The following is a 14,923-nucleotide window of genomic DNA, read 5'->3' as shown; positions in this document are numbered from 1 at the left end:
TGCGCGCTACATGCGCAACTTCGCTTCCAGATAGAACGTGCGTCCTGGGTAAGGGTGATAGACGAAGTAGCGCGCATCGAAAATGTTGTCGACGCCAATGCCGACTTCGCTCAGCTTCGTGGGCCTGAACGTGAACTTCGCGTCCGCCACCGTGTAAGAACTCGTGCCGCCGAATACATCCGGATTCGTGTCGGTATTCGTGAGCGTGTTGTATTGGCGGCCCGAATAGCGCGCGGCGAGTGTCACTGCCGCGCGCTCGTCGAAGCGATAGGTCGCCGCCACATTCACGCGCCATAGCGGAATGCGATAAAAGTATTTGCCGACGCTCGCGGGGTTCTGCGCATTGGCAATGATCTTCGATTGCGTATAAGCGACGCTTGCCAGAAGATCGAGTCCGCGCATGAATACGTTCTCACCGGCATAGCTCGTTTCCACGCCGCGCGAACGCACTTTGCCGATGTTCTGGAAGTTCGCCACGTTCGGAATCACGGTCGTATCCGTCTGGCTGAAAATCGTGTTCTTCACGTCGTCCTGAAACAGCGAGAAACGGAAGATGCCATTCCAATGCGCCCATTCGGCGGTGAGTTCTTTCGAAAGATCGTCTTCCGGTTTCAGGCTCGGGTTGTTGTTGACGATCGAGGAGCCGTTGATTTGCCCCTGGAACAATTCACTGACCGTGGGAAAGCGATATGCGCGGCCAATCGACGCGCGTAACGTCAGATCGTCGCTCACATCGAATGAAAGCGAAGCCTTCGGCGAGAAGTGCTGCTCACTGGCGTTAGCGAGTGCAACCCTTGTGCCCGGCAACGCTTGCGATCCGTCGTACGCGCGCCAGTCTTCGTAACGCACGCCGTAGACGAATTTCCAGCGCGGCAGGAAGCGCCATGCGTCCTGTGCGTAGAGCGCCTGAGTTTGCGTCTTGCCGGCGAATGCGTTGGCGAATGAAGTCGCGGAGCCGTCCCGCCAATTGAGCGTCGAGTAACTTTCGTTGTCGAGAAAGTAATTGTCGTAGTGGTAGCCGAAAGCGAGCGCATGATTCGCGAGACCCGCTTGCGTCGAGGCCGGCGTGTAAGTACTGCGCAAGTCGAGTGTCTTCCAGCCGGTGCCGTCGCCGAAGGTCACGGTGCCCGCGCCATTGCCGGGCGCGCCGGAACTTGCAAGACGCGCGACGCTATTACTGACGTCGTAATACGAGGCGATCGCCTCGCCGTTCCAGCCGGTGGCGTTGCGCGTTTTCAGCGTCACGCCATAGAGCCAGTTCTCGCTATGGCCCAGGCTCGGCGCGAATGCGGAAGCCGGAATCGTGTACTCGTAGCCGTTGATCGAAACCTTGCCGCCATATACAGCGTTGCCGTTCGCGTCGCGCAGAAAACTCGACGTCTCGCTGTTATACGTTTGATGCCAGTAGCCGAGCGTAAAAGCGCCTTGCAGTGCCGGCGCGAAGTCGTACTGCATCTTCAGCTTGAACTGGTCCTGGACGGTGTGCTCGATGCCTTCGCCGTTAATACCGAGTATGGCGGTCGGCGTATTGGTCTGGTTGTTGTAGAAGTACGCTCCTGTAACCGGCGTGTCGCCGGCCTTCGCGGGCGTGCCCGATTTGGCGAGCGTCGCGAATTGCAGCGGCTGGCTCGTGTTCTCCAGATGGTTCACGCCGAGCAGAAACGAGAACTTGCCGATCTGGTTGCCGATAGAAGCACTCGCTTCACTGCCGTTGAAATTACGGTTCACACCATAAAGGCTGAAGTGCTGCGTGAATGCTTTCACGTCGGCTTCCGCTTCGAATTTCTTTGGCATGCGCGTGCTGATCAATACGGTCGCGCCAAGCGAATTGCCCGGATAGAGCGCGGAATACGGGCCATAAATCACATCGACCTGCTGGATCTCGTCGGGAGACACCATCGACCAGCGCGGTGGAAAAGAAAAGTTGTTGCCCAGCAGATTGCTCAGCAGCAACCCGTCCGCATAGACCAGACCGCGCGCACTTTGCGTATTGCTCGTGCCGCGCACTGCGATGATCGAATTCAGATCGCCGATAAAGCGCTTGCGGACCGCGAGATTCGGCATGTACTTCAGCACGTCCTCGGTGTTCACGACATTCCAGTTGGAGAATTGCTCGCGCGTGACTGTTTCGACCGAAGCCGGCAGATTCGGATCGACGGCGCGGGGCGCGACGTTTTCGTTTGCGGCGCTATTCGCACTCACGCTGACGGCGGGCAGCGTCGTGTCGGCGTGGACCGGTGCCGCCGCGAACGCGGTCATCGCTGTAGGGACGAAGGCGCGCAGCCTTCGCAATGAGAAGATCGACATGAGCGTTTCCTTCATGCATTGAACGGACGATCGCGCGCGCCATCGACAGATGCGGCAAATGCGGCCGCATGTGGCTAACGCGGCCACATGTGGTCAATGCACGCAATGCGCGGGCGATCAGGAACAACGACGATCAGGAAACGGAGGGCGGTGCTCTAGGGCGTCCCGAAGGGAACGCGCCGAGTGGTGTGAAGCGGGTGGAGAGACTGGGCGGCGCCGTGCCTGTCATGACGATGACAACCGGCGGCTGCGCGGCCGCAACCGTGGGCATGGCCACATGATGCTGCAACAGATGACAGTAACCGCAAGCGCCGAAGGCGTCGTCGTGACTGAGGTGGACGGCCGATGTGTCGGCGCGGCTGGCGTGCTGCATCGCGCCGGGCTGAACGGTTTGCAGCGCCGAACATAGCGCGGCAATCGGCTCCTGCGCGCGGTTGGAGACCAGCGTCTGACTCACGACCGGCGCAAACACGACGAGCCACATGGCGATGAGGCCAAGCCAGGCGGTCAGACGGTTGCGGGAGTGTGGAGTCATGGCGATGAGCAGGAAAACGCGGCGATTCTAGCACTGCCACGCACATTTTTCTGCCCGATGTCCGGCATAACGACGGATTGAAGCCGGAAATCCGCTCATTTCCCGCCGTTACAACGCGGCCGCATCGCTTAATCTGCGTGGTACATGTTGGCCTTTGTGCAACATGGGCGATCCCGCGCGTGGACGCCGCACTCGCAACGTTACTGGACTCATGACTTTCACGCAGACGCTCGCCTCTTCAATTGCACAACTCAACCAGCAGGCGATAGCGCTCTACTCGGCGGATGAATTTGCCGCGGCATTATCGACGGTAATGCCCGCGATCGAGCACGACGAAAGCACGCTCGACGATGCAGCGATTCACGCAATGGCCGACGCGCTGAACATCGCCGGGGCTTCGTCGTGCCGTCTCGGTCACGCGGACGATGCAGAGCGCCATTGGCGCCGATGCCTGCGTATCGCGCCAGGTTATGTCGAAGTGTATGAGAGCTTCGGCGCGTTGCTGAAAGCGCGCGGTCGCCTGTCGGCGGCCAAAGCAATTTATCGGCAACTCATCGCGATGCGGCCCGAGCATGCGGACGCTCACAATCAACTGGGCGCAGTGCTGCATGCGCAAGGCCATCATGAAGAGGCCGAGGTGTCGTATCGGCGTGCGCTTTCCCTTCGCCCGGACCATGCCGAGGCGCACTATAACCACGGCGTCGTATTGCAAACGTTGCGACGCCTGCATGAAGCCGAGGCCGCATATCGCGAGACGCTGCGCCGATTACCGGCGCACGCGCAAGCGCACAACAATCTGGGCAACGTGTTGATGGATCTCGGTCGTGTCGACGAAGCGGACGCGGCTTATCGCGACGCGCTCAGCATCCAGCCGCATTATCCGGAGGCATTGAATAACCTCGCCGGCGCGTTGAAGGCTGCGCAGCGTCTGACCGAAGCCGAACTCGCTTGCCGGCTTGCGTTGACCATGCGCCCCGACTACGCGGAGGCTCACGTCAATCTTGGCGCGGCGCTGACCGATCTTGCACGGCTGCCCGAAGCCGAGTCCGCGTATCGCAAGGCAATCGCGCTTTGCGCCGATTACGCCGGGGCTCATTACAACCTCGGCATCACGCTTTTCAAACTCGAACGCATGGAGGAAGCCGCGGCCGCTTATCGCGAAGCGGTTCGCCTGCGTCCCGACATAGCGCCTGCTCATAACAATCTCGGCTGCGTGCTGCGCCTGCTCGACCGTTTGCCCGAAGCCGTCGACGCTTTCGAACAGGCGCTATCCACTGATCCCGATCTGGCCGAAGCGCATTACAACCTCGGCGCCGCACTCGCGCAATTGACGCGTCTGCCCGAGGCGGAAAGCGCATACCGTCGCGCACTTTCGTTACGCGCCGATTACGGCGATGCGCGCTTCGGGCTCGCGACATTGCTGCTGAGCATGGGACGTTTCGAGGAAGGCTGGCCGCTTTATGAATGCCGCTATCAGCAGACGGATTTCGTGCATCGGCAGACTGCTCAGCGGCTATCGTGTCCGCAGTGGCAGGGCGATGCGCTCTCGGGACGATCGTTGCTCGTCTGGCAGGAAGACGGTCTCGGCGACATGCTGCAATTCAGCCGTTATTTCGCGTTACTGAAGGCGCAGGGCGCCGCGCATATCGCGTTTGCGTGCGCGCCTGCGTTGCATCGGCTGATGACGCGCATCGACGGTGTGGACTCTGTGCTCGATCACCATACGGCAGCGGCGCGTGCATCCGATTATGATTGCTGGACGAGCCTCTTGAGTGCGCCGCTGCATTTGCGCACAACCATCGATACGATTCCGCGGCCGGTCCGGCTCGCGGCCGAAGAGTCGCTCGTGGAAAAATGGCGGCCTGTGCTCGACGCATTGCCGCCGGGGCGCAAGATCGGTCTCGTGTGGAAGGGCAATGCGAAGCATCATAACGACGCCAATCGTTCGATTCCGTCGCTCGTCACGCTCGCACCGTTGTGGAGCGTGGCCGGTCTCAGCTTCGTGAGTCTGCAGAAAGGGCAGGGAGAAGATGAAGCGCGCAATCCTCCATCTGATCAGCCGTTGCTCCACGTTGGTTCGATGGTGACAGATCTTGCCGACAGCGCCGCGATCGTCGCGCAACTCGATCTGGTGATTTGCGTCGACACGTCGATCGCGCATCTCGCTGCGTCGCTCGGCAAACCCTGCTGGGTGATGCTGCCGGAGAAAGATGTGGACTGGCGCTGGATGTACGAGCGCAGCGATTCGCCGTGGTATCCGCACACGCTGCGGCTATTTCGCCGCGAGCGGGGCGAGGAGTGGACCTCGACTGTCGAGAGAGTGAGGCAGGCGTGCGTCGCGCGATTCGGCGTGCGCGAGTAGCCGCTACGCGGTTACGAGCGTCATCGAGAAACCGTCCCACCCTTTTGTGCCGACCGTTTGAATCGCAGTGGAGTCGAGGCGCGGATTGCTGCCAAGCAGCCTGAAGAATTCATGCAGGCCGGCTACGTCCGGATCGCTGCTCGCGTGATCGGCAATGCGGCCGCGGCGAATCACGTTATCGCCGACGATCAGCGTGCCGACGCGGCTCAATTGCAGCGACAGGCGCAGGTACTCGGGATAGCTTTTCTTGTCGGCGTCGAGAAAAAATCATGTCGAACGGTTCGACGTTATCGGCGACGAACTGCGCGAGCGTTTGCGCCGCGGCGCCCACGACGATCGACGCAACGCCCGACACGCCCGCGCGTTCCAGGTTCGCGCGCGCCACTTGAGCATAGTCGCCGTTTGCTTCGAGAGAGATGAGTTGACCGGTTGGCGGCAGCGCTCTTGTGAGCCAGATCGTGCTGTAGCCGCCGAGTGTGCCGACTTCGAGAATACGCCGCGCGCCGCGCAGTTTCGCGAGCAGATGCAGCAGCTTGCCCTGATTCGGCGCGACGTTGATGGACGGCAAACCCGCCTCGGCACTTGCGCGCAATGCGGCGTCGAGCGACGCATCCTCGGGTAAAAGGCTGCTTGTCAGATATTCGTCGATCGTATTCCAGAGGTTCTCGTCCATCGTTTCTCCTGCATGGTGTGAACTACTTCGCGCGCTTCGGCTTCGCCTTCGATGCCTTGCCCGATTCATTAAGCGCGATTGCCGCATGAATCAGGGCCTTAAACGCATTCGCGTCGAGTTCTTCGCCTTCGTGAATGTCGATTGCGCGCCTCGCATTGCCGTCGAGACTCGAGTTGAAAAGCTTTGCCGGGTCCGCGAGCGAAGCGCCCTTCAGGAACGTCAGCTTCACCGCCGACTTATACGACTCGCCTGTGCAGATGATTCCATCATGCGACCACACAGGCGTGCCCATCCATTTCCATTCTTCGATCACGTCAGGATCGGCTTCGTGGATGAGCTTGCGCACTCTGGTCAAAGTGGCGCCGCGCCAGTCCGCGAGATCGGCAATTCTTTTGTCGATCAGTTCCGAGGCCGGCAGTGCTTCCGACGAAGCCGATTTATTCATAGTGCTCTCCTGAGCTTGTTCGGTTCAGAGGCCGAATTGCTTCGCGTACTCGGTATTCAGACGCGGCCATTCGAAATTCATCGCATCGCCGGCGACGATACGTCCCAGCGGATCGCCCGCGAGGAAATGGTCGAGCACGTCGAGGCAAATGTGCCAGCCGGCTGCGCCCATCGAGATGAACTTGCGGTCGATGTTGTGCCACAGCGTCAAACGCGTGCCGTCGCCTAGCGATTCGAGTTGCCAGCGAAGATCGTTCTCGCCCCAGCGGTACTCGAGCAGATTCGGCGCGTCGGCGCGCGTGACTTGCGTCTCCGACACTTGCGGCGTGGGCGTGCCCACTGTCGAAAGTTTGACCGGACCGACCGATGCAAGGCTGTGGTCCGCGTCGAACGGCGCCCATTCGCGCAGGCTCGTCGGGTCCGTCAGCGCTTGCCAAACTTTCTCCGGCGAATGACGCAGTTCGCGCACGAGGACGAGCGTCCAGCGGTCTCCGTCTTTCTGAACTTCCGCGCCGGCGGCGGGGCCGGGCCTGTATGAATCGCGATTGCTCATCGCTTCTTCTCCTTGCGACGTGGTGCGGGATGAGTCTGGTCGAGATGACGCTCGAGCGCGTCGAGATGAACCGACCAGAAACGGCGGAACGGAGCAAGCCACGCGTCGATCTCCATGAGCGGCTCCGGTTTGATGCGATAGACGCGCCGTTGCGCGTCGACGCGAGACTCGACGAAGCCGGCGTCACGAAGCACGCGCAAATGCTTCGAAACAGAGGGCTGCGAAAGGTTGAGCTGCTCTTCGATATCGCCCACGGACTGCTCCGACGATGCAAGCAGACTGAGAATGGCGCGACGGCTCGGCTCGGCAATGATGGCGAAAGTTGAGTCCATGTCGTTTATATACTCCGTGAGGCATATACGTGTCAAGCCGTGGCTGTGGATGCGAAAGCCTCACGATTCGTTTGGTTGGCTCCGGTTTCGCTTCGCTTTCCGCGCCGCCTTCACGAACTCGACGAAGCATTTCACGACCGCATCGTCGCGCGCGGTTTGCCATGCGAGACCGATGCGCCAACTGGCGCCGGGTCGGCGCAACGGCAGCACTCTCGCGTCGCGCAACAAATACTGCACGCGGGACGGCAGAAACGCGGCGCCGACGCCTGCCGCCACGCCGGCCAGCACGGTTTGAATGTCGTCGGTCTGCTGGATCACATTGGGCACGAAACGATGCGCCGCGCACCACTGGTCGATCTGCGCGGCGAGGCCCGGACCCCGTCCGCGCGCGAGTGCAATGAAGCCCGACTCGTTCAGTTCGTTCAGGTCCGAAGGAAGGCGCTTCCAGCGTGCATGCTGCGGAATAGCCAGCCCGAGTGCCTCGTCGAGCATCGCGAATGAGGAGACGCCGCTATCGGCCGGCAAGCGCAGAAAGCCCACTTCGAGCTTGCCGGAAAGAAGCCGCCGCGTTTGCTCCGCCGACGACAGGTCGTTGAGCGTCACGCTGACGTTGGGATAGCGCTTGCGAAAGTCGGCGACCAGTTGCGGGACTTCGGTGAGCGTGGAGAGCCCAAGACCCACGCGCAGAAAACCGCGCGCGCCGCTGCTCGCCTCGCGTGCCCGCGCGAGGATCTCGTCGGCATCGCGAACTAGCGCTTCTGCATCGGCGAGAAAGCCAGCGCCAAAAGTAGTGAGTTCCGCCCCATGCCGGCCACGCTCGAAAAGACGCGCACCGAGGCTCGCTTCGAGTGCCGCGATCTGCTTGCTAAGAGCGGGTTGACTCACGCATAAAACGTCCGCTGCCTGGCCGAAATGGCGCAACTCGGTGACGGTGAGAAATGCCCGCAGTAGTTTGAGTTCCATTCTTAAAAGTAATCGAATGCACCGAAACTTTCATTTTACGTATGGATGGTAGCGCGGTCCAATGGGGCTGTTCTTACTTCACCGGGCCGTGAAAATGCTGTCTTCGTTCGCTTCGTCGTTTCGTGTTGCATCGGTGCCGCTGGTGTCGTGCCGCGGGCAAGCCGCGCAAAATGTCGCACGTATCGCGGACTGGTTGACGCTTGCCGCGTCGCGCAACATCGACCTCGTGGTCTTTCCCGAGGCTTGTATCAGCGGATACGCGAGCATGGCGAAGCTGAACCGTGCCGAACTGAATGCGCTTGCTGAACCACTGGATGGTCCTTCCGTGCGCGCGGTCATGGATGCCGTCGAGCGCACTGGCGTCGCGGCTGGTGTGGGACTTATCGAGCGCGCGACGGATGGGCAGTTGTTCAACAGCTATCTGGTGTGTCTGCCGGGCGGCGTGCGCTATTGCCACAGAAAGCTGCATGCGTTCGAGCATCCGCGAATTGGCAGCGGCGATCGCTTCACCGTGTTCGATGTGTCAGCGGGCATTCGCATCGGTATCCTGATCGGCGCCGATAACTATGTGGTCGAGAACGTGCGCATGGCGGCGCTGATGGGCGCGACGCTGCTGATCGCGCCGCATCGAACGTATGGTGTGAGCGGGGAGGGGAGCGAGTGGATTCAGCCGATGTCGATGGAGCAGGCGCTTCACTCCGCGTCGAGCGCGAATGCGGCGCGTTGCGAAGCCGCATGCAGTGCCGAAAAATGGCTATGCCGCTGGCTGCCTGCGCGAGCCGTCGATAACGGAATGTTTGTCGTGTTCAGCGATGGCGCCGATATCGCCGGGCAGCCGAAACGGGCCGGCGCAGCGATGATCGTCGATCCGTTCGGCCGCATATTGGCGGACATGTCGAGCGGCGAAACGACAGGCGGCCTCGTCTATGCCGAACTCGACACGAGGCTGATAGGGGTTAGCCCTGGGCGCGAATGGCTCGGCGCCCGCCGATCGAATCTTTACGGCGCATTGAGCCGCTCTGCGTTAAACGCCACGGACTTCGACGCGCAACGCGTGTCGGCGAAAGGCGCGGTTGCAGTGTCGTTTGCGCAGGTCCGACGCAATCGCGTCATTGGTTGATGCGACCCGCGCCAGAACACCTATTCCGCGATTGAAAAGCGCGCCGGACGGCTTTGCGTCGATTTCGTGGGGCGCTCGATTCGCGCCGTCGCGCCTCGGATGAACAGCACCGCGCACACCGCAACCATCGCCCAAATGCAGAGAATTACCGTCAAAGCGCTCATTTCGTGTCTCGAACGTTATAGAAGTGCTGTCGTTATCGTTGGCTGTACTGTGTTGCCAGCCGGTCAGTGCATCGTGGGTTGGTCGTCGCCGGCGGAAAGAATCTCGTCGATCAAATGCGTGGCCACTCCAAGCTGCTTTTCCAGCGAAGCACGCGCTGCGTGCGCCGCTCTTTCATCTCCCCGCGCCGCTGCATTGTACGTCTGCGTCGCGAGGCGCAACACATTTTGCGAAGCGAGGTGCAGGTCGTGCATGGTGCCCGTGTCGCCAGCGGACGCGGAGCTCGCTTCGGTTGCCGTCAACTCGGGCAGATTTTCGTCGAACGGGCGATCCGGGCGGTCCGGACGATTCGGGCGATGGCGGGAAGGCATCTGAGGCTCCTGGCGCGATTGGCACGAAAACAGTGTGCGCCGGGCGAGCGAACTTCAATTGGTCGAATAGAAGGCGTTTTTAAGGGCAATCGCGGGCATGGGCGGGGTGAGGGTTTTCGTCTGTAGAAAGCATGGCTTTCAAGTGCGCTGCACCAACGCATTGCAGCTACGTAGACAAAGCGCGTTTACACGCGCTTTGTGATCTGCAAAAACGCGTGATGCCAACGTTACCGATAAGCAGATTAGATGGCTTTATGGGCCGCTTTAGGCGCTTGATCGACGCGTGCCAAATCTACAATGACAGCCACATTAGCGTTGGAGACCCGCGATGTCCGGTCGCACACAGACCCGCATTCCCTGCATGTTGATTCGCGGCGGCACGTCGAAGGGCGCGTTTTTCATGGCGTCCGATCTGCCCGCCGATCCGACCGAGCGCGACCGTGTTCTGCTCGCCGTAATGGGTTCGCCCGACCCGCGGCAGATCGACGGTATCGGCGGCGCCGATCCGCTGACGAGCAAGGTCGCGATCATTTCCCGCTCGTCGCGCGAGGACGCCGACGTCGACTATCTGTTCGCACAAGTTGTCGTCAACGAAGCGCGCGTCGATTTCGGTCAGAATTGCGGCAACATTCTCGCGGGCGTCGGGCCGTATGCGATCGAGCGCGGACTCGTCAAAGCGGAAGAAGGCAGCACGCGTGTGGCCATTCACATGGTGAACACCGGTCAGATTGCAGTGGCCACAGTCAGCACGCCGGATTTTCGCGTGACGTATGAAGGCGACGCGCGCATCGACGGCGTGCCTGGCGGCGCCGCGCCGATTCCACTCGAATTCAGGGACACGGCCGGTTCGACATGCGGCGCGCTTTTGCCGACGGGTCAATTGAAGGACACCGTTGAAGGCGTGGAGGTGACGTGCATCGACAACGGCATGCCGCTTGTGCTGATGCGCGCGCGCGACCTGCAACGCAGCGGTTACGAAACGCGCGAGGAACTGGATGCCGACGAGGAACTGAAGGCGCGCATCGAAAAAATCCGCCTGGCCGTAGGCCCGATGATGAACCTCGGCGACGTGAGCACGCGCACTGTGCCGAAGATGTGTCTCGTCGCCGAACCGCGCGATGGCGGCACCATCTCCACGCGCAGCTTTATTCCGCACCGCTGCCATGCGTCGATTGGCGTGCTCGGCGCGGTCAGCGTGGCAACCGCTGCTGTGTTGCCGGGAACTGTCTGCGACGGCCTTGCAAACGTCGATGCGGAAGGCGCGCGCAAGCAGGTGTCCGTCGAGCATCCGACTGGCGAGTTCACTGTCGAACTCACACTCGGCGGCGAGCGTGATCGTCCCGTGGTGTTGAGCGCGGCGTTGCTGCGTACCGCGCGCTGGTTGTTCGACGGCGTGGTCGGCATTCCTGCTTCGGTGTGGGAACAAAGAGGTTCTTTATAAACTGAACGGCCGCTAGTTCGTCGTGGCGGTGCTGACGGTACGCGTAACGTCCACGACCGACAGACGAATCGCGTCGATCAGCGCGCGAGCCGCCGGCGACGGCGTACCCGCCGCGCGCAGCGTCAGCCCTATGTCGCGGCGCGTATTGTGAAGCGGCACGTCGAGCACCGCGAGCTGGCCCGTTTGCACTTCGTAGTGCAACTGCTGCGCCGACAGCGCCGCAACCATGTCGGTGCCCAGCAGCAGGCCGCGAATCACCGCGAGGTCGGCGGTTTCGACGGTAGGCAGCGGCGGCCTGATTTTCATCCGCTTGAATTGCGCTTCGAATAGCGCGCGAGCCGGCGCGTGGCTGCGCGGCAGAATCCATTGCACGTCGCGCAGATCGGCGATACGCGGCTCATGCGCGCGCGTGAGCGGGTGATCGCGGCGCACGAGAAGCACCATGTCTTCCGACATCAGGCGCTCGTTTCTCAGGCCACTGGTCGCATCGTTTTCGCGCAGTGCGCCGAGAATGAAGTCGATGTCGCCCGCTCGCAGACCCGCCACTAACGCTTCATAGGCGCTTTCGTCGGTGACGACGCGCACGCCTGGATTTTCCGCGCTCATCTTCGCGATGGCTTTCGGCAGGATCAGCGTGCGTCCGAGCGGCAATGCGCCGACGGTCACCGCGCCCTGGATATTGCCGCGCAATGCGGCAATATCGTCGGGTACGTGGCGCAGTTCGTTCAATGCGCGGCGCACGTGCAGCAGAAAAGTTTCGCCTTCCGTCGTGAGCAGAATACCGCGCGGGCTTCTATGAAAGAGGCTCAAACTCGAGCCGCTTTCCAGTACGCGGATCGCGGTACTCACGGCAGGCTGGCTGATGCCGAAGGTCTTCGCGGCGCTCGGCATGTGACGATGCCGTGCAAGCGCGACGAAGATTTGCAGCCGCCGCGTGTTCAGCAAATACGCGGGCAACGCGCCCTCAGCAGCGGGCCGGCGACGCGTCTGGCGCGCGGCGCACCATTGCGCGAGTTCTTCGAGCTCCGCAAAAATCCGCTCGCAGCGAAGCAGGACCGCGCGCCCAACCGGCGTGGGCAACATGCCCGAAGGACCACGATCGAAGAGCGGTTCGCCGAGCGCCGATTCGAGTTCCTGTACCGATCGAGTAACAGCCGATTGCGCGCGAAACAGCGCAGCCGCCGCGCGCGTCGCGCTGCCCCTATCGGCGACGAGGCGAAACGCGCGTAGTTGCGCGAGGTTGAGCAGGTCTTTGGTATTTGCGGGCGTAGTGCGCGTGGCGGCGCTTGCGGACGTAGGCGTGGTTCCTTGCGCGGTGCCCTGGTTCCTCACGCGACGAGGCGCTGCATTCTGCGTCATGCCGCGCCCGCAATCAGATGCAAAGCCGGCAGCGACAGATTGAGGCTTTCCTTGGAGATGTGCGTATGTTCCTTCATCAACGCCTCCACGCGCGCGCCTTCGCCTTTCTTCAACGCGTCCGCGATCGCATGATGCTGGCGGTGCGCGTACATCAGCATCATGAACTGGCGCTCGCGCGCGGCTTCGTCGAATGCGATGGTGAACGGCGAGACGAACGGAATCTTGTCGTTCAGGCTCAGCGCGGCGCTCACCGCTGCGTTTTGCGCGGCTTCGATGATGAGCGAGTGAAAGCGCCCGTTCATGTCGGCATAACGCACGTCGTCGCCGGGTTTTAGCTGGCCGTTGCGGAAAATCTCGTCGCCCTCGCGCAGGCAGTCGTCGAGTGCGGCGGCGAGCGCCGCGCCCACGCCGCCCTCGGCAACCGAACGCGCGGCGAGACCCTCGAGCACGCCGCGCACGTCGATCGCGTTCAACACGTCGCGCACGCTGAAACGGCGCACCACATAACCGCGGGCGCCGGAGCGATCGAGCAGTCCTTCGGATGACAAGACGCTCAGCGCATAACGCAGCGGCGTTCGCGACACGCCGAGCCATTGCGCGAGTTGCGCTTCGACGAGCCGTTGTCCGGGCGACAGTTCGCCTGCCAGGATTTTCTCGCGTAAGGTCTGAACAATGGCCTGCTGAGTGGTTTCGTTCATCGTCGTCTACTCGTTGGACGTCGTCCAGTATAGCCACGCGAGCCGGGTTGCACCACGCTTCGAAAGCGTCTTGCGAGTTGGTTTTATGGCCATCTGTTTTGTTTATTCGCGGCTGTTCCAGAAATACGGTTGCGAAGTCAGCTTAGATCCGTTCGGGATACCAAAACGGCCCGGCATCATGCGGCTCGCGGGTCATTGCATGAAGACGGAAGGGCTCTCGCACTGCACTGGTAGCGACGATTCTGCTCATTTCGCGCGTTAACCCGTACTTCCCGAAAACCCGCACAATTCCTATCTTCGTATCCCAAGGCGGTTGCCAACGCTTCTTTCGCATTCCCGGCAACCTATACGATTCGCACCCAGCAATAGCGCAGCACGAAGTAACGGAAGACAAACGAAATGGCAAGGATCATTGGCGGCATCGGCACTTCGCATGTGCCGACTATCGGCATGGCGTACGACAAGGGCAAGCAGAACGATCCGGCATGGGCGCCGCTTTTCAAGGGCTATGAACCTGTGGCGAGCTGGCTCGCAGAGCGCAAGCCGGACGCGATGGTGATGTTCTACAACGACCACGCGAACAGCTTTTTCTTCGACTGCTATCCGACCTTCGCACTGGGCGTATCGGCCACTCATGAATTCGCGGACGAGGGCGCGGGAAAACGTCCGCTTCCGGATATAGCGGGCCACCCCGACCTCGCGATTCACATTGCCGAGCAACTGGTCAACGACGAGTTCGATCTCACGATCTTCCAGGATCGTCCGCTCGATCATGGCTGCAATTCGCCACTCTCGCTGATGTTGCCGCATGCGGGCGGCTGGCCGCTTGCGCTCGTGCCGATCGAGGTCAACGTGCTGCAGTATCCGCTGCCGACCGCGAACCGCTGCTATCGGCTCGGACAGGCACTGCGCCGCGCGATCGAATCGTATGAAGCGAACCTTGATGTCGTGGTGGTCGGCACGGGCGGTCTCTCGCATCAGGTGCACGGCGAGCGCAGCGGCTTTAACAACACCGAATGGGACATGGAGTTTCTGGACCTGATCGTTCACGAACCAGAGCGTCTGGCCGCGATGAAGCATGTCGACTATGTGCGCCTGGGCGGCGCGGAAAGCGTCGAAACGATCATGTGGCTCGCGATGCGCGGCGCGCTCGGGCCAACGGTGCGCGAGCTACATCGCAACTATTACCTGGCGACCAGCACGGCAATGGCCGTCACGATTTACGAAGACGAGGTGGCGCAATGAATCCGCAATTGATCGGCGTCGAAGAACTGACGGGCACCTATCCGTTCGACATTCGCCAGAGCATGAAGGCCATGCGGCTGAACCGCTTCTTCTGGCAAATGCGCGAAGCCGCGGCGCGCACGCTGTGGCTCGAGAACCGCGAAGCGGCTTATGACGCGGCAGGTCTGACACTAGAGGAGCGCACGCTCGTCGATAACGCCGACTGGATCGGCCTGATTCGCTATGGCGTGTGTTTCTTCGTGCTGGAGAAATTCGCGCGCGTCGTGAAGATCACCAATCTGGGCATGTACGCAAGCATGCGAGGCGAAACGCTCGAAGCGTTTCTGAAGACGCGCAAGGTGCCGGAAGCCGTGTAGAA

At 61.4% G+C, this 14,923-nt stretch carries 14 protein-coding genes and 1 pseudogene; 5 read left to right on the top strand and 10 right to left on the bottom strand.

What is annotated here, in order from left to right; genetic code table 11:
- Positions 1–6: 6 nt before the first annotated feature.
- On the bottom strand, positions 7–2,307 hold the full coding sequence (locus ABIE53_RS19665; RefSeq protein ID WP_192699800.1) for a TonB-dependent receptor: 2,301 nt from the start codon (positions 2,305–2,307) through the stop codon (positions 7–9).
- Positions 2,308–2,440: 133 nt separating this feature from the next.
- Positions 2,441–2,842, bottom strand: a complete 402-nt coding sequence (locus ABIE53_RS19660; protein WP_006049876.1) for a DUF2946 domain-containing protein — start codon at positions 2,840–2,842, stop codon at positions 2,441–2,443.
- A 211-nt stretch (positions 2,843–3,053) separates the two neighbouring features.
- Between ABIE53_RS19660 and ABIE53_RS19655 the strand changes: the two genes are divergently transcribed.
- A complete protein-coding gene (locus ABIE53_RS19655; protein WP_192699801.1) occupies positions 3,054–5,204 on the top strand; it encodes a tetratricopeptide repeat protein in 2,151 nt (716 codons plus the stop codon).
- Positions 5,205–5,207: 3 nt separating this feature from the next.
- On the opposite strand, the pseudogene ABIE53_RS19650 reads toward ABIE53_RS19655, so the two are convergent.
- The 5 genes and pseudogenes from ABIE53_RS19650 to ABIE53_RS19630 all read right to left on the bottom strand — a co-directional run bounded on the left by ABIE53_RS19650 (position 5,208) and on the right by ABIE53_RS19630 (position 8,169).
- A pseudogene (locus tag ABIE53_RS19650) lies at positions 5,208–5,877 on the bottom strand (O-methyltransferase).
- 22 nt (positions 5,878–5,899) lie between these two features.
- On the bottom strand, positions 5,900–6,322 hold the full coding sequence (locus tag ABIE53_RS19645; RefSeq protein ID WP_192699803.1) for a DUF1801 domain-containing protein: 423 nt from the start codon (positions 6,320–6,322) through the stop codon (positions 5,900–5,902).
- Between the two features lie 24 nt (positions 6,323–6,346).
- The gene (locus tag ABIE53_RS19640; protein WP_029970182.1) at positions 6,347–6,874 is read right to left on the bottom strand and encodes an SRPBCC family protein; all 528 of its coding nucleotides are present in this window, start codon (positions 6,872–6,874) and stop codon (positions 6,347–6,349) included.
- The gene (locus ABIE53_RS19635; protein WP_029970184.1) at positions 6,871–7,206 is read right to left on the bottom strand and encodes an ArsR/SmtB family transcription factor; all 336 of its coding nucleotides are present in this window, start codon (positions 7,204–7,206) and stop codon (positions 6,871–6,873) included. Before ABIE53_RS19635 ends, ABIE53_RS19640 begins: the two co-directional genes overlap by 4 nt.
- Before the next feature lie 60 nt (positions 7,207–7,266).
- Complete coding sequence (locus tag ABIE53_RS19630) at positions 7,267–8,169, bottom strand: LysR family transcriptional regulator (protein ID WP_192699804.1); 903 nt, start codon at positions 8,167–8,169, stop codon at positions 7,267–7,269.
- 94 nt (positions 8,170–8,263) lie between these two features.
- On the opposite strand from ABIE53_RS19630, the gene ABIE53_RS19625 reads away from it, so the two are divergent.
- Complete coding sequence (locus tag ABIE53_RS19625) at positions 8,264–9,289, top strand: nitrilase-related carbon-nitrogen hydrolase (protein WP_192699805.1); 1,026 nt, start codon at positions 8,264–8,266, stop codon at positions 9,287–9,289.
- Between the two features lie 227 nt (positions 9,290–9,516).
- Here the strand turns inward: ABIE53_RS19625 and ABIE53_RS19620 are convergent, their stop codons facing one another.
- Positions 9,517–9,822, bottom strand: coding sequence for a hypothetical protein (locus ABIE53_RS19620; RefSeq protein ID WP_192699806.1), 306 nt, complete (start codon positions 9,820–9,822; stop codon positions 9,517–9,519).
- 328 nt (positions 9,823–10,150) lie between these two features.
- Here ABIE53_RS19620 and ABIE53_RS19615 point away from each other — a divergent pair, with 328 nt between their 5' ends.
- Complete coding sequence (locus ABIE53_RS19615; protein ID WP_192699807.1) at positions 10,151–11,263, top strand: 4-oxalomesaconate tautomerase; 1,113 nt, start codon at positions 10,151–10,153, stop codon at positions 11,261–11,263.
- A 12-nt stretch (positions 11,264–11,275) separates the two neighbouring features.
- Here ABIE53_RS19615 and ABIE53_RS19610 read toward each other — a convergent pair whose 3' ends face one another.
- Both ABIE53_RS19610 and ABIE53_RS19605 read right to left on the bottom strand, forming a co-directional pair.
- Positions 11,276–12,622 carry a LysR family transcriptional regulator gene (locus ABIE53_RS19610; protein ID WP_192699808.1) on the bottom strand — a complete coding sequence of 449 codons (1,347 nt, stop codon included), beginning with the start codon at positions 12,620–12,622 and terminating at the stop codon, positions 11,276–11,278.
- Complete coding sequence (locus tag ABIE53_RS19605; RefSeq protein ID WP_053860123.1) at positions 12,619–13,320, bottom strand: GntR family transcriptional regulator; 702 nt, start codon at positions 13,318–13,320, stop codon at positions 12,619–12,621. The genes ABIE53_RS19610 and ABIE53_RS19605 overlap by 4 nt, the downstream gene beginning before the upstream one ends.
- A 399-nt stretch (positions 13,321–13,719) precedes the next feature.
- On the opposite strand from ABIE53_RS19605, the gene ABIE53_RS19600 reads away from it, so the two are divergent.
- Both ABIE53_RS19600 and ABIE53_RS19595 read left to right on the top strand, forming a co-directional pair.
- Positions 13,720–14,565, top strand: a complete 846-nt coding sequence (locus ABIE53_RS19600) for a gallate dioxygenase (protein ID WP_192699809.1) — start codon at positions 13,720–13,722, stop codon at positions 14,563–14,565.
- Positions 14,562–14,921, top strand: coding sequence for a protocatechuate 3,4-dioxygenase (locus ABIE53_RS19595; RefSeq protein ID WP_192699810.1), 360 nt, complete (start codon positions 14,562–14,564; stop codon positions 14,919–14,921). The genes ABIE53_RS19600 and ABIE53_RS19595 overlap by 4 nt, the downstream gene beginning before the upstream one ends.
- Positions 14,922–14,923: the final 2 nt, after the last annotated feature.

It is taken from the genome of Paraburkholderia sp. OAS925 (genome assembly GCF_040543975.1).
GTDB classification, from domain to species: domain Bacteria; phylum Pseudomonadota; class Gammaproteobacteria; order Burkholderiales; family Burkholderiaceae; genus Paraburkholderia; species Paraburkholderia graminis.
This window is presented reverse-complemented; position numbering and strand designations above follow the sequence as displayed.

What these genes read in the sequence shown, in the direction of transcription:
- ABIE53_RS19640 (WP_029970182.1), bottom strand. Translation starts at nt 6,874, where the DNA reads ATGAGCAATCGCGATTCATACAGGCCCGGCCCCGCCGCCGGCGCGGAA.
- ABIE53_RS19635 (WP_029970184.1), bottom strand. Translation starts at nt 7,206, where the DNA reads ATGGACTCAACTTTCGCCATCATTGCCGAGCCGAGCCGTCGCGCCATT.
- ABIE53_RS19600 (WP_192699809.1), top strand. Translation starts at nt 13,720, where the DNA reads ATGGCAAGGATCATTGGCGGCATCGGCACTTCGCATGTGCCGACTATC.
- ABIE53_RS19595 (WP_192699810.1), top strand. Translation starts at nt 14,562, where the DNA reads ATGAATCCGCAATTGATCGGCGTCGAAGAACTGACGGGCACCTATCCG.
- ABIE53_RS19660 (WP_006049876.1), bottom strand. Translation starts at nt 2,842, where the DNA reads ATGACTCCACACTCCCGCAACCGTCTGACCGCCTGGCTTGGCCTCATC.
- ABIE53_RS19645 (WP_192699803.1), bottom strand. Translation starts at nt 6,322, where the DNA reads ATGAATAAATCGGCTTCGTCGGAAGCACTGCCGGCCTCGGAACTGATC.
- ABIE53_RS19625 (WP_192699805.1), top strand. Translation starts at nt 8,264, where the DNA reads ATGCTGTCTTCGTTCGCTTCGTCGTTTCGTGTTGCATCGGTGCCGCTG.
- ABIE53_RS19655 (WP_192699801.1), top strand. Translation starts at nt 3,054, where the DNA reads ATGACTTTCACGCAGACGCTCGCCTCTTCAATTGCACAACTCAACCAG.
- ABIE53_RS19610 (WP_192699808.1), bottom strand. Translation starts at nt 12,622, where the DNA reads ATGACGCAGAATGCAGCGCCTCGTCGCGTGAGGAACCAGGGCACCGCG.
- ABIE53_RS19620 (WP_192699806.1), bottom strand. Translation starts at nt 9,822, where the DNA reads ATGCCTTCCCGCCATCGCCCGAATCGTCCGGACCGCCCGGATCGCCCG.
- ABIE53_RS19630 (WP_192699804.1), bottom strand. Translation starts at nt 8,169, where the DNA reads ATGGAACTCAAACTACTGCGGGCATTTCTCACCGTCACCGAGTTGCGC.
- ABIE53_RS19605 (WP_053860123.1), bottom strand. Translation starts at nt 13,320, where the DNA reads ATGAACGAAACCACTCAGCAGGCCATTGTTCAGACCTTACGCGAGAAA.
- ABIE53_RS19665 (WP_192699800.1), bottom strand. Translation starts at nt 2,307, where the DNA reads ATGTCGATCTTCTCATTGCGAAGGCTGCGCGCCTTCGTCCCTACAGCG.
- ABIE53_RS19615 (WP_192699807.1), top strand. Translation starts at nt 10,151, where the DNA reads ATGTCCGGTCGCACACAGACCCGCATTCCCTGCATGTTGATTCGCGGC.